Genomic DNA, 20458 nt, shown 5'->3' with positions numbered 1-20458 from the left:
CATTACTTACCAGTTTTACCTTCTTTACGACGAACGAATTCGCCTTCGTAACGAATACCTTTACCTTTATACGGTTCAGGTGGGCGAACATCACGGATATTAGCTGCTAGAGCTCCTACACGTTCTTTGTTTGCACCTTTGATGATTACTTTTGTATTAGAAGGAACTTCGACTTCAACGCCCGCTTCTGGTTCTATTTCTACAGGGTGGGAATATCCAACGTTAAGGATAAGCTTAGTACCTTGCTTTTGTGCACGGTACCCAACCCCAATAAGTTCAAGTGATTTTACAAATCCTGTTGATACACCTTCAACCATGTTAGAGATAAGTGCGCGAGTAGTTCCGTGTAAAGAACGGTGAGCCTTCTCGTCAGACGGACGTGTTACAGTTAACACGTTCTCTTCAACAACGATTGTAAGATCAGGATTGAATGATCTAGTTAATTCACCTTTAGGTCCTTTAACAGTTACTTCACTTCCGTTAACAGTAACTGTTACGCCTGCAGGGATTTCAATAGGTTTTTTACCTATACGAGACATATTGTGCACCTCCATTCTTGTGAAAATGTATTACCAAACGTATGCTAAAACTTCTCCGCCAACTTGTTTAGAGCGAGCTTCCTTGTCTGTTAAAACTCCGTGAGAAGTAGAAACAACTGCGATACCTAAACCGTTAAGAACGCGTGGTACCTCTCCAGTTTTTGCATATACACGCAAACCAGGTTTGCTGATACGTTTTAGACCAGTGATAACACGTTCGTTGTTTGCACCGTATTTTAAGAAGATACGGATGATACCTTGTTTGTTGTCTTCGATTAATTCAAAGTCACGTACGAAGCCTTCACGCTTTAAGATCTCAGCAATTTCTTTCTTGATCTTTGAAGCAGGAACTTCTAGTTTTTCGTGACGAACCATATTCGCATTACGGATGCGAGTAAGCATATCTGCAATAGGATCTGTCATGACCATTATATTTTACCTCCTTCCCAAACTCGGGTTTTACCAGCTAGCTTTTTTAACGCCAGGAATTTGTCCTTTATATGCAAGTTCGCGGAAACAAATACGACAAAGTTTAAATTTACGTAATACAGAATGTGGACGTCCGCAACGTTCGCAACGTGTATATTCTTGTACTTTAAACTTTTGTTCGCGTTTTTGCTTTACGATCATAGACTTTTTAGCCACGATTTCGCCTCCCTTTATTTAGAGATTACTTTTGGAACGGCATTCCAACTTGAGTAAGTAGTTCACGAGCTTCTTCGTCAGTGTTGGCAGTCGTTACGATAACGATATCCATACCACGAACTTTGCTCACTTTATCGTAATCAATCTCAGGGAAGATAAGTTGTTCTTTAACACCTAATGTATAGTTCCCACGTCCGTCAAAGGATTTCTTTGAAACGCCGCGGAAATCACGTACACGTGGTAAAGATACAGATACTAGCTTATCAAGGAATTGATACATACGCTCTCCACGTAATGTAACTTTCGCTCCGATAGGCATACCTTCACGCAAACGGAAGCCTGCGATTGATTTTTTAGCTTTTGTTATAACTGGTTTTTGACCAGTGATCAATGTAAGTTCTTCAACAGCTGTATCTAAAGCTTTTGAGTTAGATACTGCGTCACCCACACCCATGTTAATAACGATTTTCTCAATGTTTGGTACTTGCATTACTGATTGATAGTTGAATTTACCCATCAATGATGGTGTAATTTCACTTCTGAATTTTTCTTTAAGGCGGCTCATTGCTTAGTGTACCTCCCTTCATTTATGACTTATTTATCTAAAGATTCACCTGATATTTTAGCTACGCGTACTTTTTTACCATTTTCAATCTTATATCCAACACGAGTCGGTTTACCTGATTTAGGATCAAGTGGCATTACATTGGATACGTGAATAGCAGCTTCTCTGCTGATAATTCCACCTTGTGGATTAATTTGAGATGGCTTGGAATGCTTTTTCACGATGTTAATTCCTTCAACAAGCACACGATTTTGTTTCGGATATGCTTCAAGAATTGTTCCTTGTTTGCCTTTGTCCTTACCAGAGATGACTACGACTTTGTCACCTTTTTTAACATGCATTAGCTTGGCACCTCCTTGAAAGGCTTTATACAATTTTTACATATTATAGAACTTCTGGAGCTAGAGAAACGATCTTCATGAAACTATTGTCACGTAATTCACGAGCAACAGGTCCAAAAATACGAGTTCCACGTGGGCTCTTATCGTCACGGATAATTACACATGCGTTTTCATCAAAACGAATGTAAGAACCGTCAGGACGACGCATACCACGTTTTGTACGGACAACAACAGCCTTAACGACTTCACCTTTTTTAACAACGCCTCCTGGTGTTGCCTGTTTAACTGTACAAACTATGACATCACCGATGTTTGCAGTTTTACGGCCAGAACCACCTAGGACTTTAATTGTTAGCACTTCACGAGCACCTGAATTGTCAGCGACTTTTAAACGAGATTCTTGTTGAATCATGTACGGTACCTCCCTTCGGAATTAGCTTAATCCGAACTATATTAAATGATTACTGCTTTTTCTACTACTTCTACAAGACGGAAGCGCTTTGTAGCTGAAAGTGGACGAGTTTCCATGATACGTACTACGTCGCCTGCTTTAGCTTCGTTTAGCTCGTCATGAGCTTTTAACTTTTTAGAGTATTTCACGCGTTTACCGTATAAAGAATGCTTTTTATAGGTTTCTACAACAACTGTTACTGTTTTATCCATTTTATCGGATACTACGCGGCCAGTGTAGATTTTGCGTTGGTTGCGTTCGCTCATTCTGCAAACCTCCATTCATTATCGATTAGTGACACCGATCTCTCTTTGACGAACAACTGTTTTCATACGAGCAATCGATTTGCGAACTTCACGGATGCGAGCTGTATTTTCAAGTTGTCCAGTAGCTAACTGGAAACGAAGATTAAATAGTTCTTCTTTAAGAGATTTTAGTTTTTGTTCAATTTCAGCAGTGGTTAGATCTTTGATTTCATTAGCTTTCATTTGTTTCACCACCAATTTCCTCTCTTTTTACAAACTTGCATTTGATTGGAAGTTTGTGTGCTGCAAGGCGCAATGCTTCTCTTGCCACCTCTTCAGATACACCAGAGATTTCAAACAATACTTTGCCCGGTTTAACAACTGCTACCCAACCTTCAGGAGCACCTTTACCGGAACCCATCCGTACTTCAAGCGGCTTAGCTGTGTAAGGTTTGCTTGGGAAAATTTTGATCCAAACTTTTCCTCCACGTTTCATATAACGAGTCATCGCAATACGAGCTGCTTCGATTTGGCGGTTAGTGATCCAGGAAGCTTCTTGAGCTTGAAGTCCAAATTCTCCAAAATGAACTTCAGTGCCGCCCTTAGCCATCCCTCTCATCTTACCGCGGTGTTCACGACGGTATTTTACGCGTTTTGGCAATAACATATTATTTTCCTCCTTCCTCAGATTTCTTCTTAGTAGGAAGAACTTCTCCACGGTAGATCCAAACTTTCACGCCTAGCTTACCGTAAGTAGTATCTGCTTCAGCATGAGCATAATCTATGTCAGCACGAAGTGTGTGAAGTGGAACTGTTCCTTCGCTGTAATGTTCAGCACGAGCAATATCAGCACCGCCAAGACGACCAGAAACCTGAGTTTTGATTCCTTGTGCGCCAGAACGCATAGTACGTTGGATAGCTTGTTTTTGAGCACGACGGAATGAAACACGGTTTTCTAATTGACGAGCGATGTTTTCAGCAACCAATTTTGCGTCAAGATCTGCTCTTTTAATTTCAATGATATTGATATGAACTCTTTTGCCAGTTAACTGGTTCAAAGCTTTACGAAGTGCTTCGACTTCAGTACCGCCCTTACCGATAACCATTCCTGGTTTAGCAGTGTGAACAGATACATTGATACGGTTAGCTGCACGTTCGATTTCAACTTTGGATACAGAAGCATCACTTAAACGTTTCGCGATATACTCACGAACTTTAAGGTCTTCATGCAAAAGAACTGCGTAGTCTTTATCAGCGTACCATTTGGATTCCCAATCACGGATGATCCCGATACGCAAACCGACTGGATTTACCTTTTGACCCACAGATTACCCCTCCTTCTTTTCTGATACAACGATTGTAATATGACTAGTACGTTTGTTAATTGCACTCGCACGACCTTGAGCGCGAGGACGGAAACGTTTTAATGTTGGTCCTTCGTTAACGTATGCCTCTGAAACGACTAGGTTATTGATATCCATTTCGTAGTTATGTTCTGCATTTGCGATAGCAGATTTCAGAATTTTTTCTACGACTGGAGAAGCAGATTTTGGTGTTAAGCGAAGAATCGCTACTGCTTCACCTACTTGTTTTCCTCGAATTAAATCTGCGACTAAACGCACTTTACGAGGAGCAATACGAACTGTTCTAGCGACAGCTTTTGCTTGCATGAGATGCCCTCCTCTCATTAACGTCTTGTTTTCTTGTCATCACTTGCGTGACCTTTATAAGTGCGTGTAGGCGCGAATTCGCCTAGTTTGTGACCTACCATATCTTCTGTTACATAAACCGGCACATGCTTACGACCGTCATAAACAGCGATTGTATGTCCGATGAATTGCGGGAAGATTGTTGAGCGACGAGACCAAGTTTTTACTACCTGTTTCTTGTCAGCTTCATTTAATTTTTCAACTTTTACCAATAAATGATCATCAACAAAAGGCCCTTTTTTTAAGCTACGACCCATGCGAGTACCTCCCTTCGTGACTGTTCTACGGTTCTATATATGAACCGTAGGTCAATCCCGTTATTTTTTACGACGACGTACGATAAATTTATCGGATTTATTTTTCTTCTTACGAGTTTTGAATCCAAGAGTTGGTTTACCCCATGGAGACATTGGTGATTTACGTCCGATTGGAGCTTTACCTTCACCACCACCATGCGGGTGATCGTTCGGGTTCATTACTGATCCACGAACTGTTGGGCGTTTACCTAACCAACGGTTACGGCCAGCTTTACCAATGTTGATAAGTTCATGTTGTTCATTACCAACTTGACCGATTGTAGCACGGCAAGTAGCAAGAATCATACGAACCTCACCTGAGTTTAAACGTACAAGTACATAACGACCTTCTTTACCAAGTACTTGAGCAGATGTTCCTGCTGAACGGACTAATTGTCCACCTTTACCTGGTTTAAGTTCGATGTTATGAATTACTGTACCAACTGGGATGTTAATAAGAGGAAGTGCGTTACCCACTTTAATGTCAGCTTCTGGACCTGACATGATTTCCAAACCTACTTCTAGGTTTTTCGGAGCTAGGATATAACGTTTTTCTCCATCAACGTAATTAATTAATGCAATGTTTGCAGAACGATTTGGATCGTACTCAATAGTAGCAACGCGTCCTGGTATACCATCTTTATTCCGTTTGAAATCGATGATACGGTATTGACGCTTGTGGCCGCCACCTTGATGACGAACTGTTAACTTACCTTGGTTATTACGGCCGCCTTTGCTGTGTAAAGGAGCAAGTAATGATTTTTCCGGTTTGTCTGTAGTAATCTCAGCAAAATCGGAAGTTGTCATATTACGTCGACCGTTAGAGGTAGGTTTATACTTCTTAATCGCCATTTGTATTTCCCTCCTTCTCTAATGAATTAAGCCTCGAAAAGCTCGATTTCTTTGCTGTCAGCAGTTAATTTAACAATTGCTTTACGGCGCTTGTTAGTATAGCCTGCATGTTTGCCCATACGTTTAAATTTACCTTTGTAGTTCATGATGTTTACTTTCTCAACTTTAACGCCGAAAATTTCTTGAACAGCATCTTTAACTTGAGTTTTGTTAGCTCTAACATCAACTTCAAAAGTATATTTTTTTTCAGCCATTATGTCTGAAGAGCGTTCAGTGATTACGGGGCGCTTAATGATATCGCGTGCATCCATTATGCAAGCACCTCCTCTACTTTTTCGACAGCTGATTTAGTCAAGATCAATTTGTTGTGTGATACAACATCAAGAACATTAAGACCAACAGCTTCAACTACAGTAACACCAGGGATGTTACGTGCAGAAAGAGCAACTTTCTCATCTAATCCGTCAGTAACAATCAACGTTTTAGTATCAATAGAAAGGTTATTAAGTACTGCTACAAATTCTTTTGTTTTTGGAGCTTCGAAAGACAAGCTTTCAAGTACCAAAATGTTCTCTTCCAATGCCTTTGCAGACAATGCAGATTTAATAGCTAAACGACGCACCTTTTTAGGTAGCTTGTAAGCGTAAGATCTTGGAGTTGGTCCAAAAACAACGCCACCGCCACGCCATTGTGGAGAACGGATAGAACCTTGACGCGCACGTCCAGTTCCTTTTTGTTTCCAAGGTTTACGTCCACCGCCTGCAACTTCAGAACGGTTTTTAACTTTATGAGTTCCTTGACGTAAGGAAGCTCGTTGCATAATGATTGCTTCAAATAATACATGATTATTAGGTTCGATACCAAAGATGGATTCATTTAGTTCGATGTCGCCAACTTGTGAACCTGTTTGGTTGAACAATGTAACTTTTGGCATTCTATTGCTCCTCCTTTCTCAGAAATTACTTTGCTTTAACAGCAGTTTTAACTTTGATCAATGCTTTTCTAGCACCAGGTACATTACCTTTGATCAATAGTAGGTTACGTTCAACATCAACTTTAACGATAGCCAAGTTTTGAACAGTAATTTGTTCTCCACCCATACGTCCAGGTAATAATTTACCTTTGAATACGCGGTTTGGAGCTACAGGACCCATTGAACCTGGGCGACGGTGGTAACGAGAACCATGAGTCATCGGTCCGCGAGATTGTCCGTGACGTTTGATAGCGCCTTGGAAACCTTTACCTTTTGAAATTCCTGAAACATCTACTAAATCGCCTTCTGCGAAAATACTAACATTGACTTCTTGACCGATCTCATATTCAGTAAGATCCGTTCCGCGGAATTCGCGAATGAAGCGCTTAGGAGTAGTATTTGCTTTTTCAACATGTCCCTTTTCAGGTTTGTTAGAAAGCTTTTCACGTTTGTTTTCAAAACCAACTTGAACTGCTTCATAGCCATCAGTTTCAACAGTTTTCTTTTGAAGAACCACGTTATTAGCAGCTTCGATAACTGTTACCGGGATAAGTTCGCCGTTTTCAGCAAAAACTTGAGTCATACCGATTTTTCTTCCTAAGATTCCTTTGGTCATAAGTCACACCTCCTAGAGTAATTGTTCATATTTATATGAATTATAATTTGATTTCAATGTCAACGCCTGATGGTAAATCTAAACGCATCAATGAATCAACTGTTTGTGGAGTTGGATTAACGATGTCGATTAGACGTTTATGCGTACGCATTTCGAATTGTTCACGAGAGTCTTTGTATTTATGAACCGCACGTAGGATCGTGTAAACCGATCTTTCAGTAGGCAATGGAATCGGACCAGATACAGCCGCACCAGAACGTTTTGCAGTTTCAACAATTTTCTCAGCAGATTGATCAAGAATTCTGTGATCATATGCTTTTAAACGGATACGAATTTTTTGTTTTGCCATAATTTTCCCTCCTTTTCGCCTATTTTAAAATAGACCTTCTCAATGGAAATTTCCCACACACTCGCCATGGCAAAGCGGCCGGGTGTGTCAGCAACCTTCCATATCATCGCAGTCAAAGACCAACATTGTCTATTATACATAAAGCACAAGTAGAATGCAAGTTAAACTTAGATTTTTCTTGTGCAACACACTTTTATTATTATACATACTATCTTAAGTATTTACAAGTACATTCTACACGGTCTTTCATATCCATTTTCTTCATTTGATAAATCAACAACATTCTCTTTGGAATACTTCCATTTTTCAATGGATATTATAGAAGTAAACATGAAAAGTCCTCTAAAATAGAAAAAAAGCAGATGGCGTCCCATCTGCTTTTCCCGGAAGGCGTCCCTTCCAATATTCATTTAAGAATTAATTACTCAGTGATTGTAGCAACGACGCCAGCGCCTACAGTACGTCCACCCTCACGGATAGAGAATTTAGTACCTTCTTCGATAGCGATTGGAGCGATAAGTTCTACAGTCATTTCGATGTTGTCTCCAGGCATAACCATTTCTACGCCTTCTGGAAGGTTACAAATACCAGTTACGTCAGTTGTACGGAAGTAGAACTGAGGACGGTAGTTTGTAAAGAATGGAGTGTGACGTCCACCTTCTTCTTTAGATAGAACATAAACTTCAGCTTTGAACTTTGTGTGTGGAGTGATTGTACCTGGTTTAGCAAGTACTTGTCCACGTTGGATATCTTCACGGGATACACCACGAAGAAGTGCACCGATGTTGTCACCAGCTTCAGCATAGTCAAGAAGTTTACGGAACATTTCAACACCTGTTACAGTTGTTGGTTTAGACTCTTCGTTGAAACCGATGATATCAACAACGTCACCGACTTTAACTTGTCCACGCTCAACACGGCCAGTAGCAACTGTACCACGACCAGTGATAGAGAATACATCCTCAACTGGCATCATGAATGGTTTGTCAGTGTCACGAGTTGGTTCTGGGATATACTCGTCAACAGCTGTCATTAATTCATGAATTTTTTCTTCCCAAGCAGCTTCTCCTTGAAGAGCTTTTAGTGCAGATCCTTTGATAACTGGAATGTCATCGCCAGGGAATTCGTATTCAGAAAGAAGGTCACGAATTTCCATTTCTACTAATTCAAGAAGTTCTTCGTCATCAACCATGTCGCATTTGTTCATGAATACTACTAGGAATGGTACACCTACTTGACGAGAAAGAAGGATGTGCTCACGAGTTTGTGGCATTGGGCCATCAGCAGCAGATACTACTAGGATTCCGCCGTCCATTTGTGCAGCACCAGTGATCATGTTTTTAACATAGTCAGCATGTCCTGGGCAGTCAACGTGTGCATAGTGACGAGTAGCTGTTTCGTACTCAACGTGTGCAGTAGAGATTGTGATACCACGTTCTCTTTCTTCTGGAGCACCATCGATTTGGTCATAAGCGCGAGCTTCTGCTCCACCAGTTTTAGCAAGTACAGTTGTGATTGCAGCTGTTAGAGTTGTTTTACCATGGTCGACGTGACCAATTGTTCCAACGTTAACGTGCGGTTTTGAACGATCAAATTTAGCTTTTCCCATTAGGAATTCCTCCTTAAAATTATAAATAAAAGATTAAGTATATAGGGCTGTGAAAGAAGACTAATTCTTCCATCACAGCTTACATAAGATAGTTATACTTTAATAAGAGGTGAAAATCAATTATTCACCTTTATTTTTTTTGATGATCTCTTCAGAAATGCTCTTAGGTACTTCTTCATAATGGTCGAAGTGCATAGAGAATGTTCCGCGTCCTTGTGTGTTAGAACGTAGAGATGTAGCATATCCGAACATTTCAGATAGTGGAACCATTGCTTTAACCATTTGCGTGTTACCGCGAGCTTCCATACCTTCTACGCGACCACGACGAGATGTGATATCTCCCATGATGTCACCTAGATAATCTTCAGGAATAACTACTTCCACTTTCATGATTGGTTCAAGGATAACCGGTTTACACTTAGAAGCAGCATTTTTAAGTGCCATTGAAGCAGCAATTTTAAATGCCATTTCGTTGGAGTCAACGTCATGGTATGAACCGTCAAATAATTTTGCTTTGATGTCGACTAGCGGGTAACCAGCAAGTACACCACGGTCAAGTGAATCAACTAATCCAGCTTGTACAGCAGGGATATATTCACGTGGTACTACACCACCGACGATAGCATTTTCAAATTCGAATCCTTTACCTTCTTCGTTTGGACCAAATTCAATCCATACGTGTCCAAATTGTCCACGACCACCTGATTGGCGAACGAATTTACCTTCAACCTTAGCTGAACCACGGAAAGTTTCACGGTATGCTACTTGAGGAGCACCAACGTTTGCTTCCACTTTGAATTCGCGACGCATACGGTCAACAAGGATGTCCAAGTGAAGTTCACCCATACCAGCGATGATCGTTTGACCAGTTTCTTGGTCAGTATGCGCACGGAATGTTGGATCTTCATCTTGTAGCTTTTGTAAAGCTTGAGACATTTTGTCTTGGTCTGCTTTTGATTTCGGTTCTACTGAAAGTGAAATAACCGGCTCTGGGAATACCATTGATTCAAGAATTACTTGGTTCTTGTCATCACATAGTGTATCTCCAGTTGTAGTATCTTTCAATCCAACAGCTGCTGCGATATCCCCTGCGTATACAGTTGAGATTTCTTCACGGCTGTTTGCATGCATTTGAAGGATACGTCCAATACGTTCACGTTTACCTTTAGTTGAGTTGATTACATATGATCCTGATTCTAATGTACCTGAGTACACACGGAAGAATGTAAGTTTACCAACGTAAGGGTCAGTCATAACTTTAAACGCTAAAGCTGAGAACGGTTCAGAATCATCTGAATGACGTTCTACTTCTTCTTCTGAATCCGGCAGAGTACCTTTAATAGCTGGTACGTCCAATGGAGATGGAAGGAAGTCGATAACGTTATCAAGCATTAATTGAACACCTTTGTTTTTGAAAGCTGATCCACAGATAACTGGGAAGAATTCAACGTTAACGGTTGCTGTACGAATAGCAGCTTTTAATTCAGCAACGCTGATTTCTTCGCCGCCAAGGTATTTTTCCATTAAGTCTTCATTAACTTCCGCTACTGCTTCAACAAGCTTTTCACGGTATTCTTCAGCTAATTCGCGATGTTCTTCAGGAATTTCACCAACAGAGATATCAGTTCCTAGGTCATTACCATAGAAATGAGCTTTCATTTCAATAAGGTCAATGATTGCAGAGAATTGATCTTCAGCGCCGATTGGTAACTGAACTGGGTGTGCATTAGCTTGAAGACGGTCGATGATAGTTCCAACTGAGTAGAGGAAGTCTGCACCGATTTTGTCCATTTTATTTACGAATACGACACGTGGTACACCGTAAGTTGTAGCTTGGCGCCAAACTGTTTCAGTTTGAGGCTCAACACCTGATTGGGCATCAAGTACAGCTACAGCTCCATCAAGTACGCGCAAAGAACGTTCAACTTCAACTGTGAAGTCTACGTGTCCCGGTGTATCGATGATGTTTACACGGTGACCTTTCCACTGTGCTGTTGTTGCAGCGGATGTGATCGTGATCCCGCGTTCTTGTTCCTGTTCCATCCAGTCCATTTGTGAAGCACCTTCGTGTGTTTCACCGATTTTGTGGATTTTACCAGTGTAATATAGAACACGTTCTGTTGTTGTCGTTTTACCAGCATCGATGTGAGCCATGATACCGATATTACGAGTGTTTGCTAAGGAGAACTCTCTTGCCATTTGTCTTTCTCCTTCCTTCTATAAGGATTTTATAGTAATTAATCTTACCAACGATAATGAGCGAATGCTTTGTTAGCTTCAGCCATTTTGTGTGTATCTTCACGTTTCTTAACTGCTGCTCCAGTATTGTTGGCAGCATCCATGATTTCATAAGCTAAACGCTCTTCCATCGTTTTTTCTCCACGAAGGCGAGAGTAGTTTACTAACCAACGAAGTCCTAGAGTCGATTTACGGTCTGGACGCACCTCAACTGGTACTTGGTAGTTAGCTCCACCCACACGGCGTGCTTTTACTTCTAATACAGGCATGATGTTTTTAAGTGCTTGATCAAAAACTTCGATCGGCTCATTGCCAGTACGTTCTTTGATTAAATCAAATGCAGAGTAAAGAATTTTTTGTGATTTACCTCTTTGTCCATCAACCATTAATTTGTTGATTAAGCGAGTCACAAGTTTTGAATTATAAATTGGATCTGGTAATACGTCTCTTTTCGTTACAGGTCCTTTACGAGGCATTATATTTCCTCCTTTCAAGAAAGTTTAATTTTTGTTTGAGATTATTTTTTTGCTGCTTTCGGACGCTTAGTACCGTATTTAGAACGGCCTTGCATACGATTGTTAACTCCAGCAGTATCAAGAGCACCACGTACGATGTGATAACGTACTCCTGGTAAATCTTTTACACGACCGCCACGGATAAGAACCACGCTGTGTTCTTGTAGGTTGTGACCGATACCTGGGATATAAGCTGTTACCTCGATACCGTTTGTTAAACGTACACGCGCATATTTACGTAACGCGGAGTTTGGTTTTTTCGGTGTCATAGTACCCACACGAGTGCAAACACCACGTTTTTGCGGAGATGATACGTTAGTTTGTGCTTTTTTAAAGCTGTTGTAGCCTTTGTTAAGTGCTGGAGATTTTGATTTAACCTCTTTAGACTCGCGTCCTTTACGCACTAATTGATTAATAGTAGGCATTACATTTTTCCTCCCTTCACGTTTTCATTTCTAGTACCACACATCCAGGTGGTTCATAAATGGGTAAAAACAAAGTCTTTGCAAATATTATTGCAAAAACATTTTTACTTTTTAATGGCAACAGTTGCTGCTCCGACATCAATACCACATGCTTTGCCAAGCATTCTCATCGAATCAACATATGTGATAGGAACATCCAATTCTTTAGCGGTCTCAACGACACGCCCAGTCAAGTATATATCTGCATCATCAGCGATGATAACTTCTTGAATTAAATTGTTTTTAAGAGCTCTAACTGCTTGTTTCGTCCCTATAATCACTGACTTTGCCTGTATTACTTTTTCATAAGACATGGTCCATATCCTCCAAAGTTACAGGGTAACATAGGAGCACCTTTGCTATAGTATCATTATAAGTCGGATACTGTCAACTTCTTTCATAAAAAATATTTCAAGCAAAAGGTTTTCCTTACATAATTCTATTAAGATTATCAATTTGCCTAGAGGTAATATATCCATTCCTCGTACTTCTTTTCAGGCGACCTTGAGTAATAAGAGAGACCAGCACAATAAATTCTGACCCTTCAGCTCCACTCGAATACAGGAGTGTGGTTTTCAGTTTTAATTGAGCTGGTCCTTTTTCCTTTAATCCACTGTTACTGTATCGGCACTTTCGTCACCAACAACGACAGGGTTTGCTTTTCTGTATCTAAGCATTCCTGTTCCTGCAGGGACAAGTTTACCGATGATGACATTTTCTTTAAGTCCAAGCAATTCATCACGTTTTCCTTTTATTGCTGCATCAGTCAAGACTCTAGTCGTTTCTTGGAATGACGCGGCGGACAAGAAGGAATCCGTTTCTAGGGATGCTTTCGTGATACCCAGTAATACAGGGCGTCCTGTAGCAGGTAACTTGTTAGTCAACAATGCATCTGTGTTTGCAGTAGTGAATTGGTTAACATCCAATAATGTTCCTGGAAGTACTTCAGTTTCACCTGCGTCAAGCACACGGACTTTACGCATCATTTGTCTAACCATTACCTCGATGTGTTTATCACCGATTTCAACCCCTTGCATCCGGTATACTTTTTGAACTTCATGAAGCAGGTATTCCTGAACAGTAAGTACATCTGTAACCTTCAGCAATTCTTTCGGATCGATAGAACCCTCTGTTAACTCTTCACCACGACGGACAGGCGTATCAACAGTTACTCTTAAGCGCGCTGTGTACGGCGCAGTATATGTGCGTGATTCAACTGCTCCTTGAACAACGATTTCCTGTTGTTTATCCCGAATTTCATTAATCGAAACAATCGTTCCTTCGATTTCGGAAATGACGGCTTGACCTTTAGGGTTTCTCGCTTCAAATATCTCTTGGATACGAGGAAGACCTTGAGTGATATCGTCCCCAGCAACCCCACCAGTATGGAATGTACGCATCGTTAACTGTGTACCAGGTTCTCCGATTGATTGAGCGGCGATAATACCGACTGCTTCGCCCACTTCAACTTCTTGACCGGTAGCCAAGTTGCGTCCATAACATTTTTTACATACACCATGGCTGGTGTTACATGTAAAGGCAGAACGGATCCAAGCTGTTTCAATACCAAGTGAATCAATATAATCAGCAAGATCTTCAGTGATAAGATCATTTTCAGCCACGATCACTTCATTTGTTTCTGGATGTTTAATCGCTTTTCTTGCATAACGGCCTACTAGGCGCTCTTCAAGATGCTCAATTATTTCAGTGCCCTCTCTCAAGGCTGAAATTTTCAAACCGCGGTCCGTTCCACAATCGTCATCACGGATGATGACATCTTGGGCAACGTCAACAAGTCGACGGGTAAGGTAACCGGAATCGGCTGTTTTAAGTGCTGTATCGGCAAGACCTTTACGCGCACCATGTGTAGAGATGAAGTACTCTAACACTGTTAAACCTTCACGGAAACTTGATTTGATTGGTAATTCAATGATACGTCCAGCCGGGTTGGCCATCAAACCACGCATACCCGCAAGCTGCGTAAAGTTGGATGCATTACCACGGGCACCGGAGTCACTCATCATGAAGATCGGGTTGCGTCGGTCCAGTGAGTCCATAAGTTTGGACTGAATGGTATCCTTGGCAGCACTCCAAATTGAGATAACGCGATCATAACGCTCATCCTCTGTAATCAGACCACGTCTGAACTGTTTCAAGACGTTATCCACTTTGGTTTGAGCCTCAGTGATGATTTCTTGTTTTTCTTTTAAAACGACAATATCAGCCACACCAACGGTAATACCAGCTTTTGTCGAATATTTGAAACCAAGATCTTTCATCCGGTCAAGCATTTTGGATGTTTCGGTAATTTTAAAACGTTTAAAGACTTCCGCAATGATATTTCCAAGAATTTTTTTCTTGAATGGATCGATAGCAGGTTGGGCCTTAATCATTTCAGGGATATTAGCGCCTTTTTCCACAAAATATTTCTCTGGAGTTTTCGTTTCCAAATTATATCGTGTTGGTTCGTTAATATACGGGAATGATTTTGGTAAAATTTCATTGAAGATCAATTTACCAACGGTCGTAATTAGAAGTTGGCTGTTTTGCGCTTCAGTGAAAGTTTCATTATTTAGTGACGATGCATGTACAGCACAACGGGAATGCAGGTGTACATATCCGTTTTGGTATGCAAGTAATGCTTCACTTGTATCTTTAAAGATCATACCCTCACCGATTGCGCCTTCTCTTTCCAATGTTAAGTAATAGTTACCTAATACCATATCTTGAGAAGGTGTTACGACTGGTTTACCATCTTTAGGGTTCAAAATGTTCTGTGCTGCAAGCATAAGCATGCGTGCTTCGGCTTGGGCTTCAGAAGATAGAGGAACGTGGACCGCCATTTGGTCACCGTCAAAGTCAGCGTTGTAAGCTGTACATACGAGCGGATGCAAACGAATTGCGCGACCTTCAACCAACGTTGGTTCAAACGCTTGGATACCAAGTCTGTGAAGAGTCGGTGCACGGTTCAATAGTACTGGATGTTCTCTTATGACTTCTTCTAGTACATCCCATATTTCAGGAGATAAACGTTCAATTTTGCGCTTGGCAGATTTGATGTTATGCGCTAGACCTCTTTGAACAAGCTCCTTCATAACGAATGGTTTGAATAATTCAATCGCCATTTCTTTCGGAAGACCACATTGGTACATCTTTAAGTTTGGTCCAACTACGATAACGGAACGGCCAGAATAATCAACACGTTTACCAAGAAGGTTTTGACGGAAACGACCTTGTTTACCTTTTAACATGTGAGATAAAGATTTTAACGGACGGTTACCAGGTCCAGTTACCGGACGGCCGCGACGGCCATTATCGATAAGAGCATCGACAGCTTCTTGTAGCATACGCTTCTCATTTTGAACGATAATGCTTGGTGCCCCAAGGTCCAGTAATCTTTTCAACCGATTATTACGGTTGATAACACGGCGATATAAATCATTTAGATCAGATGTGGCAAAACGTCCACCATCAAGTTGAACCATCGGGCGAAGTTCCGGTGGAATGACCGGAAGCACGTCCAGGATCATCCATGAAGGCTCATTTCCGGAGTTACGGAATGCTTCAAGCACTTCCAAGCGTTTGATTGCACGGGTCCTGCGTTGTCCTTGAGCTGTTTTAAGCTCCTCTTTCAACGACTCTACTTCCTTTTCCGTATCAATATCTTGTAAAAGTTTTTTAATAGCTTCCGCACCCATGGCAGCTTGGAACTTCTTACCGTATTTCTCACGGTATGTACGATATTCCTTTTCAGAAAGAAGTTGTTTCTTTTCTAAAGTTGTATCGCCCGTTTCAGTTACTACGTAAGATGCGAAGTAAATAACTTCTTCCAATGCACGTGGAGACATGTCAAGAACAAGTCCCATACGGCTAGGGATTCCTTTAAAATACCATATGTGTGAAACTGGAGCTGCCAGCTCAATATGACCCATACGCTCACGACGTACCTTAGCACGAGTGACTTCGACGCCACAACGGTCACAGACTACGCCTTTATAACGAACACGTTTATATTTTCCGCAATGACATTCCCAGTCCTTTTGAGGTCCAAAAATTCTCTCACAGAATAAACCGTCTTTTTCTGGCTTTAACGTACGATAGTTGATTGTTTCTGGTTTTTTAACTTCTCCATGGGACCAAGAACGAATCTTGTCTGGTGAAGCAAGACCAATTTTCATATACTCAAAATTATTAACGTCTAACAAGGGGCCTACCTCCCTTTTAATCTCCAGGTTTAACCCTCGATTGCCGTCAAGTATCAGGCAATCTTACACCGGATGATGGTTGATTGAATCAATAAGGCTCTAACAAGGCAGCATGATCTTCAAAGAAACATCTTGCTGCCAGTCAGAGCGGGTGATATATAACTAGATATGTTTATATTTATTCTTTGACAGGTGCCCCTACTTCGGAAGCAACCATATCTTTAGTTTCTGAATCAAGGCTTAATTTGTCTGCTTGGTTGGCCTCTTCTTCATCTTCCAAATCACGCATTTCGATTTCACGATCTTCGGCATTAAGAATTTTAACATCCAATCCTAAACTTTGAAGCTCCTTAATCAATACTTTGAAGGACTCAGGAACGCCTGGTTCAGGGACATTTTCACCTTTGACAATCGCTTCGTACGTTTTAACACGACCTACGACATCATCTGATTTAACGGTTAGGATTTCTTGTAATGTATAAGCAGCACCATAAGCTTCAAGTGCCCATACTTCCATCTCACCGAAACGCTGTCCACCAAATTGCGCTTTACCACCAAGTGGTTGCTGCGTAACAAGGGAGTAAGGTCCAGTTGAACGTGCGTGAAGTTTATCATCGACCATATGTGCCAGTTTGATCATATACATGACACCAACGGATACACGGTTATCGAAAGCTTCACCTGAACGGCCATCATAAAGGACAGTTTTTGCATCACGAGACATCCCGGCTTCTTCAATCGTACCCCAAACGTCTTCCTCAGTAGCACCATCGAATACAGGAGATGCTACATGAATGCCAAGTGCGCGTGCAGCCATACCTAAGTGAAGCTCCAACACTTGACCGATGTTCATACGTGAAGGTACACCCAATGGGTTTAACATGATGTCGACTGGAGTGCCATCTGGTAAATAAGGCATATCTTCTTCAGGAAGGATCCTGGAGATTACCCCTTTGTTACCATGTCGTCCAGCCATTTTATCGCCTTCATGGATTTTACGTTTTTGTACGATATATACACGTGCGAGCTGGTTTACACCAGGAGGTAGTTCATCGCCGTCTTCTCTGTTAAATACTTTAACATCAAGAACGATTCCACCGCCGCCGTGAGGTACACGAAGTGATGTATCCCTTACTTCACGAGCTTTTTCACCGAAGATTGCATGTAATAGACGTTCTTCAGCAGTCAGTTCCGTTACACCTTTAGGCGTGACTTTACCCACTAGAAGGTCTCCGTCTTTTACTTCAGCACCCACACGGATTATTCCACGCTCATCAAGATTACGAAGCGCATCTTCCCCTACGTTAGGGATATCACGGGTGATTTCTTCAGGTCCTAATTTCGTATCGCGTGATTCAGACTCATATTCTTCAATATGGATAGAAGTGTACACATCATCTTTAACCAATCGCTCACTCATGATGATGGCATCTTCATAGTTATACCCATCCCATGTCATGAAGGCAACCAATACGTTACGTCCAAGTGCTAACTCACCTTTTTCCATTGAAGGACCATCAGCAAGAATTTCACCTTTTACGACGTTGTCGCCAACACTGACGATAGGGCGTTGATTATAGCACGTTCCTTGGTTAGAACGAATGAATTTTAATAGACGGTATTTATCAAGGTTTCCTTTTACTTGCTGTCCGTCAACTTCACTTACCCTGCGAACCCATACTTCACGTGATTCAACGTGCTCTACGATACCAGGGTGTTTACAGATGACAGCAGCACCGGAGTCTTTCGCTGAAACATATTCCATACCCGTTCCAACTCGAGGGGCTTCCGGTTGTAGCAAAGGCACTGCTTGACGTTGCATGTTCGCTCCCATAAGGGCACGGTTGGAGTCATCATTCTCCAAGAAAGGAATACATGCTGTCGCAGCAGATACAACCTGTTTAGGAGATACATCCATGTAATCTACGCGGTCACGCGGAACAACGGTATTTTCACCGCGGAAACGTGCAACAACATCATTATCAAGGAATGAGCCGTCATCTGATAGACGTACATTCGCTTGGGCAACTACATAGTTATCTTCCTCATCAGCTGTTAAGTAATCGATTTGGCTTGTAATTCTACCAGTTTCAGGATTCACACGGCGATATGGTGTTTCAATGAAACCATATGGGTTTACCTTTGCAAAACTGGACAATGAGTTAATCAAACCAATATTCGGGCCCTCAGGCGTTTCAATCGGACACATACGGCCATAGTGGGAATAATGAACGTCACGCACTTCAAAGCCAGCACGCTCACGTGTCAGACCACCAGGTCCCAATGCAGATAGACGACGTTTATGCGTCAATTCAGCAAGCGGATTCGTTTGATCCATGAATTGGGAAAGCTGTGAGCTTCCAAAGAACTCTTTAATAGACGCAATGACTGGGCGAATGTTAATTAGTTGCTGCGGAGTGATTGTATTCGTATCTTGAATAGACATTCTTTCACGAACGACACGCTCCATACGGGATAAACCAATTCTAAATTGGTTTTGCAGCAATTCACCAACGGAACGCAGACGACGGTTACCTAAATGGTCAATGTCATCCGTGATTCCCACACCATGCAATAAGTTAAAGAAATAACTAATGGAAGAAATGATATCAGCCGGTGTAATGTTTTTGACCTGGTCGGTCACATAGGCATTACCGATGATATTGATCACTTTTTCGCCTTCAGCATCGTTTGGTGCAAAGACTTTAATAGGTTGAAGAAGAGTTTCTTCCTCTACTACGCCACCTGATGGATGGAAAGTTTTGAATCCGATTCCAGCTTCGATATGAGGCAGAATCCTATCAAGAGTCCGACGATCAAGCATTGTACCTTTTTCAACGATGATTTCCCCTGTTTCAGGATCAATCAAAGTCTCTGCAATACGTTGTCCGAATAAACGGTTCTTAATATGCAGTTTTTTGTTTATTTTATAACGACCTACGTTAGCTAAATCATAACGTTTCGGATCGAAAAAGCGGGATACTAAAAGACTTTTCGCGTTATCGACAGTAGGTGGTTCACCTGGGCGTAGACGCTCATAGATTTCTAGCAATGCTTTTTCTACACTCTCGGTGTTATCCTTTTCAAGAGTGTTGCGAAGGTATTCGTTGTCACCAATCAAATCAATGATTTCTTGATCAGTTCCGAATCCAAGGGCACGCATCAATACCGTTATCGGTAATTTCCTGGTGCGATCGATTCGAACATACACAACATCCTTGGCATCTGTTTCATATTCGAGCCATGCGCCACGGTTAGGAATGACGGTCGCAGAGAACCCAAGCTTACCGTTTTTATCCATTTTCCCGTTGTAGTAAACACTCGGTGAGCGCACTAATTGGGATACAATTACCCGTTCAGCACCATTGATGACAAATGTACCTGTTTCAGTCATCAGCGGGAAGTCGCCCATAAATACATCCTGGTCTTTCACTTCCCCTGTTTCTTTGTTAACAAGGCGCACTTTCACACGAAGTGGTGCAGAATACGTAACATCGCGTTCTTTTGTTTCTTCCACAGAATACTTCGGCTCAGCTAAGCTGTAATCGATGAATTCTAACGATAAATTACCTGTAAAATCCTCAATAGGAGAAATATCCTGGAACATTTCCTTTAAACCTACATCTAGAAACCATTGATAAGAAGCTGTTTGAATTTCAATCAGATTCGGAAGATCCAAAACCTCACTGATTCTTGCATAACTTCTACGTTGGCGGTGTCGTCCATACTGAACAAGTTGACCTGTCAACTGATTCACCCCTTAAATCAAGCGTTATAAGGATCCATTTGCCCCGGAAAAGGAATCATTTCCATAGACAAAAAGAAAATGGTTTTTATTTTAAAAAC

Annotated in this window: 24 protein-coding genes; all 24 read right to left on the bottom strand. The window is 41.4% G+C overall.

Translation table 11 applies throughout. The features are described 5' to 3' along the window. Positions 1-2: 2 nt before the first annotated feature. Complete coding sequence (gene rplF / locus QUF94_RS26280) at positions 3-539, bottom strand: 50S ribosomal protein L6 (protein WP_289318648.1); 537 nt, start codon at positions 537-539, stop codon at positions 3-5. Between the two features lie 30 nt (positions 540-569). Further along, entirely contained in the window at positions 570-968 is a 399-nt protein-coding gene (gene rpsH / locus QUF94_RS26275; protein ID WP_053349057.1) for a 30S ribosomal protein S8, read from the bottom strand. A 30-nt stretch (positions 969-998) separates the two neighbouring features. Further along, the gene (locus QUF94_RS26270) at positions 999-1184 is read right to left on the bottom strand and encodes a type Z 30S ribosomal protein S14 (RefSeq protein ID WP_034304998.1); all 186 of its coding nucleotides are present in this window, start codon (positions 1182-1184) and stop codon (positions 999-1001) included. 25 nt (positions 1185-1209) lie between these two features. Further along, positions 1210-1749 (bottom strand): 50S ribosomal protein L5, encoded by a 540-nt coding sequence (gene rplE, locus QUF94_RS26265; RefSeq protein WP_034305000.1) that lies wholly within the window; start codon positions 1747-1749, stop codon positions 1210-1212. A gap of 29 nt (positions 1750-1778) precedes the next feature. Continuing rightward, the gene (rplX, locus tag QUF94_RS26260) at positions 1779-2090 is read right to left on the bottom strand and encodes a 50S ribosomal protein L24 (protein WP_061440387.1); all 312 of its coding nucleotides are present in this window, start codon (positions 2088-2090) and stop codon (positions 1779-1781) included. A 43-nt stretch (positions 2091-2133) separates the two neighbouring features. Next, positions 2134-2502: a 50S ribosomal protein L14 gene (gene rplN / locus QUF94_RS26255; RefSeq protein WP_061440386.1), complete on the bottom strand. Its 369-nt coding sequence runs from the start codon at positions 2500-2502 to the stop codon at positions 2134-2136. A 41-nt stretch (positions 2503-2543) separates the two neighbouring features. Further along, positions 2544-2807: a 30S ribosomal protein S17 gene (rpsQ, locus tag QUF94_RS26250; protein WP_034305007.1), complete on the bottom strand. Its 264-nt coding sequence runs from the start codon at positions 2805-2807 to the stop codon at positions 2544-2546. Positions 2808-2825: 18 nt separating this feature from the next. After that, the gene (rpmC, locus tag QUF94_RS26245; protein ID WP_034305010.1) at positions 2826-3029 is read right to left on the bottom strand and encodes a 50S ribosomal protein L29; all 204 of its coding nucleotides are present in this window, start codon (positions 3027-3029) and stop codon (positions 2826-2828) included. Beyond that, on the bottom strand, positions 3019-3453 hold the full coding sequence (gene rplP, locus QUF94_RS26240) for a 50S ribosomal protein L16 (protein WP_053349061.1): 435 nt from the start codon (positions 3451-3453) through the stop codon (positions 3019-3021). The genes rpmC and rplP overlap by 11 nt, the downstream gene beginning before the upstream one ends. A 1-nt stretch (position 3454) precedes the next feature. Then, complete coding sequence (gene rpsC / locus QUF94_RS26235) at positions 3455-4111, bottom strand: 30S ribosomal protein S3 (protein WP_289318647.1); 657 nt, start codon at positions 4109-4111, stop codon at positions 3455-3457. A gap of 3 nt (positions 4112-4114) precedes the next feature. Continuing rightward, positions 4115-4456 (bottom strand): 50S ribosomal protein L22, encoded by a 342-nt coding sequence (gene rplV / locus QUF94_RS26230; protein WP_061440384.1) that lies wholly within the window; start codon positions 4454-4456, stop codon positions 4115-4117. A 17-nt stretch (positions 4457-4473) separates the two neighbouring features. Next, the gene (gene rpsS, locus QUF94_RS26225) at positions 4474-4752 is read right to left on the bottom strand and encodes a 30S ribosomal protein S19 (RefSeq protein ID WP_034305018.1); all 279 of its coding nucleotides are present in this window, start codon (positions 4750-4752) and stop codon (positions 4474-4476) included. Positions 4753-4812: 60 nt separating this feature from the next. Next, the gene (rplB, locus tag QUF94_RS26220) at positions 4813-5643 is read right to left on the bottom strand and encodes a 50S ribosomal protein L2 (protein ID WP_061440383.1); all 831 of its coding nucleotides are present in this window, start codon (positions 5641-5643) and stop codon (positions 4813-4815) included. Positions 5644-5669: 26 nt separating this feature from the next. Then, complete coding sequence (gene rplW / locus QUF94_RS26215) at positions 5670-5954, bottom strand: 50S ribosomal protein L23 (RefSeq protein ID WP_034305023.1); 285 nt, start codon at positions 5952-5954, stop codon at positions 5670-5672. Further along, the gene (gene rplD, locus QUF94_RS26210) at positions 5954-6577 is read right to left on the bottom strand and encodes a 50S ribosomal protein L4 (protein WP_289318646.1); all 624 of its coding nucleotides are present in this window, start codon (positions 6575-6577) and stop codon (positions 5954-5956) included. The genes rplW and rplD overlap by 1 nt, the downstream gene beginning before the upstream one ends. A 25-nt stretch (positions 6578-6602) precedes the next feature. Continuing rightward, positions 6603-7232: a 50S ribosomal protein L3 gene (rplC, locus tag QUF94_RS26205; protein WP_061440382.1), complete on the bottom strand. Its 630-nt coding sequence runs from the start codon at positions 7230-7232 to the stop codon at positions 6603-6605. Between the two features lie 40 nt (positions 7233-7272). Beyond that, the gene (gene rpsJ, locus QUF94_RS26200) at positions 7273-7581 is read right to left on the bottom strand and encodes a 30S ribosomal protein S10 (RefSeq protein ID WP_019244375.1); all 309 of its coding nucleotides are present in this window, start codon (positions 7579-7581) and stop codon (positions 7273-7275) included. Between the two features lie 421 nt (positions 7582-8002). Then, complete coding sequence (tuf, locus tag QUF94_RS26195) at positions 8003-9190, bottom strand: elongation factor Tu (protein WP_053349066.1); 1188 nt, start codon at positions 9188-9190, stop codon at positions 8003-8005. A gap of 120 nt (positions 9191-9310) precedes the next feature. Then, positions 9311-11389: an elongation factor G gene (gene fusA / locus QUF94_RS26190; RefSeq protein WP_289318645.1), complete on the bottom strand. Its 2079-nt coding sequence runs from the start codon at positions 11387-11389 to the stop codon at positions 9311-9313. A 44-nt stretch (positions 11390-11433) separates the two neighbouring features. Next, positions 11434-11904, bottom strand: a complete 471-nt coding sequence (gene rpsG, locus QUF94_RS26185) for a 30S ribosomal protein S7 (protein WP_048677878.1) — start codon at positions 11902-11904, stop codon at positions 11434-11436. 41 nt (positions 11905-11945) lie between these two features. After that, positions 11946-12368 (bottom strand): 30S ribosomal protein S12, encoded by a 423-nt coding sequence (rpsL, locus tag QUF94_RS26180; protein ID WP_061440379.1) that lies wholly within the window; start codon positions 12366-12368, stop codon positions 11946-11948. A 104-nt stretch (positions 12369-12472) separates the two neighbouring features. Further along, positions 12473-12721 carry a 50S ribosomal protein L7ae-like protein gene (locus QUF94_RS26175; protein ID WP_034305040.1) on the bottom strand — a complete coding sequence of 83 codons (249 nt, stop codon included), beginning with the start codon at positions 12719-12721 and terminating at the stop codon, positions 12473-12475. 291 nt (positions 12722-13012) lie between these two features. Continuing rightward, positions 13013-16612, bottom strand: coding sequence for a DNA-directed RNA polymerase subunit beta' (gene rpoC / locus QUF94_RS26170; RefSeq protein WP_289318644.1), 3600 nt, complete (start codon positions 16610-16612; stop codon positions 13013-13015). Between the two features lie 178 nt (positions 16613-16790). After that, complete coding sequence (gene rpoB / locus QUF94_RS26165) at positions 16791-20360, bottom strand: DNA-directed RNA polymerase subunit beta (RefSeq protein WP_289318643.1); 3570 nt, start codon at positions 20358-20360, stop codon at positions 16791-16793. Between the last annotated feature and the right edge of the window lie 98 nt (positions 20361-20458).

Source organism: Peribacillus sp. NJ4 (genome assembly GCF_030348345.1).
GTDB lineage: Bacteria > Bacillota > Bacilli > Bacillales > DSM-1321 > Peribacillus.
This window is presented reverse-complemented; position numbering and strand designations above follow the sequence as displayed.

Bases quoted from the DNA above. Each gene is read 5' to 3' on its own strand.
- rplF (WP_289318648.1), bottom strand. From the start codon at position 539: ATGTCTCGTATAGGTAAAAAACCTATTGAAATCCCTGCAGGCGTAACA.
- rpsH (WP_053349057.1), bottom strand. From the start codon at position 968: ATGGTCATGACAGATCCTATTGCAGATATGCTTACTCGCATCCGTAAT.
- rplE (WP_034305000.1), bottom strand. From the start codon at position 1,749: ATGAGCCGCCTTAAAGAAAAATTCAGAAGTGAAATTACACCATCATTG.
- rplX (WP_061440387.1), bottom strand. From the start codon at position 2,090: ATGCATGTTAAAAAAGGTGACAAAGTCGTAGTCATCTCTGGTAAGGAC.
- rplN (WP_061440386.1), bottom strand. From the start codon at position 2,502: ATGATTCAACAAGAATCTCGTTTAAAAGTCGCTGACAATTCAGGTGCT.
- rpsQ (WP_034305007.1), bottom strand. From the start codon at position 2,807: ATGAGCGAACGCAACCAACGCAAAATCTACACTGGCCGCGTAGTATCC.
- rpmC (WP_034305010.1), bottom strand. From the start codon at position 3,029: ATGAAAGCTAATGAAATCAAAGATCTAACCACTGCTGAAATTGAACAA.
- rplP (WP_053349061.1), bottom strand. From the start codon at position 3,453: ATGTTATTGCCAAAACGCGTAAAATACCGTCGTGAACACCGCGGTAAG.
- rplV (WP_061440384.1), bottom strand. From the start codon at position 4,456: ATGCAAGCAAAAGCTGTCGCTAGAACAGTTCGTATTGCTCCTCGTAAA.
- rpsS (WP_034305018.1), bottom strand. From the start codon at position 4,752: ATGGGTCGTAGCTTAAAAAAAGGGCCTTTTGTTGATGATCATTTATTG.
- rplB (WP_061440383.1), bottom strand. From the start codon at position 5,643: ATGGCGATTAAGAAGTATAAACCTACCTCTAACGGTCGACGTAATATG.
- rplW (WP_034305023.1), bottom strand. From the start codon at position 5,954: ATGGATGCACGCGATATCATTAAGCGCCCCGTAATCACTGAACGCTCT.
- rplD (WP_289318646.1), bottom strand. From the start codon at position 6,577: ATGCCAAAAGTTACATTGTTCAACCAAACAGGTTCACAAGTTGGCGAC.
- rplC (WP_061440382.1), bottom strand. From the start codon at position 7,232: ATGACCAAAGGAATCTTAGGAAGAAAAATCGGTATGACTCAAGTTTTT.
- rpsJ (WP_019244375.1), bottom strand. From the start codon at position 7,581: ATGGCAAAACAAAAAATTCGTATCCGTTTAAAAGCATATGATCACAGA.
- tuf (WP_053349066.1), bottom strand. From the start codon at position 9,190: ATGGGAAAAGCTAAATTTGATCGTTCAAAACCGCACGTTAACGTTGGA.
- fusA (WP_289318645.1), bottom strand. From the start codon at position 11,389: ATGGCAAGAGAGTTCTCCTTAGCAAACACTCGTAATATCGGTATCATG.
- rpsG (WP_048677878.1), bottom strand. From the start codon at position 11,904: ATGCCTCGTAAAGGACCTGTAACGAAAAGAGACGTATTACCAGATCCA.
- rpsL (WP_061440379.1), bottom strand. From the start codon at position 12,368: ATGCCTACTATTAATCAATTAGTGCGTAAAGGACGCGAGTCTAAAGAG.
- QUF94_RS26175 (WP_034305040.1), bottom strand. From the start codon at position 12,721: ATGTCTTATGAAAAAGTAATACAGGCAAAGTCAGTGATTATAGGGACG.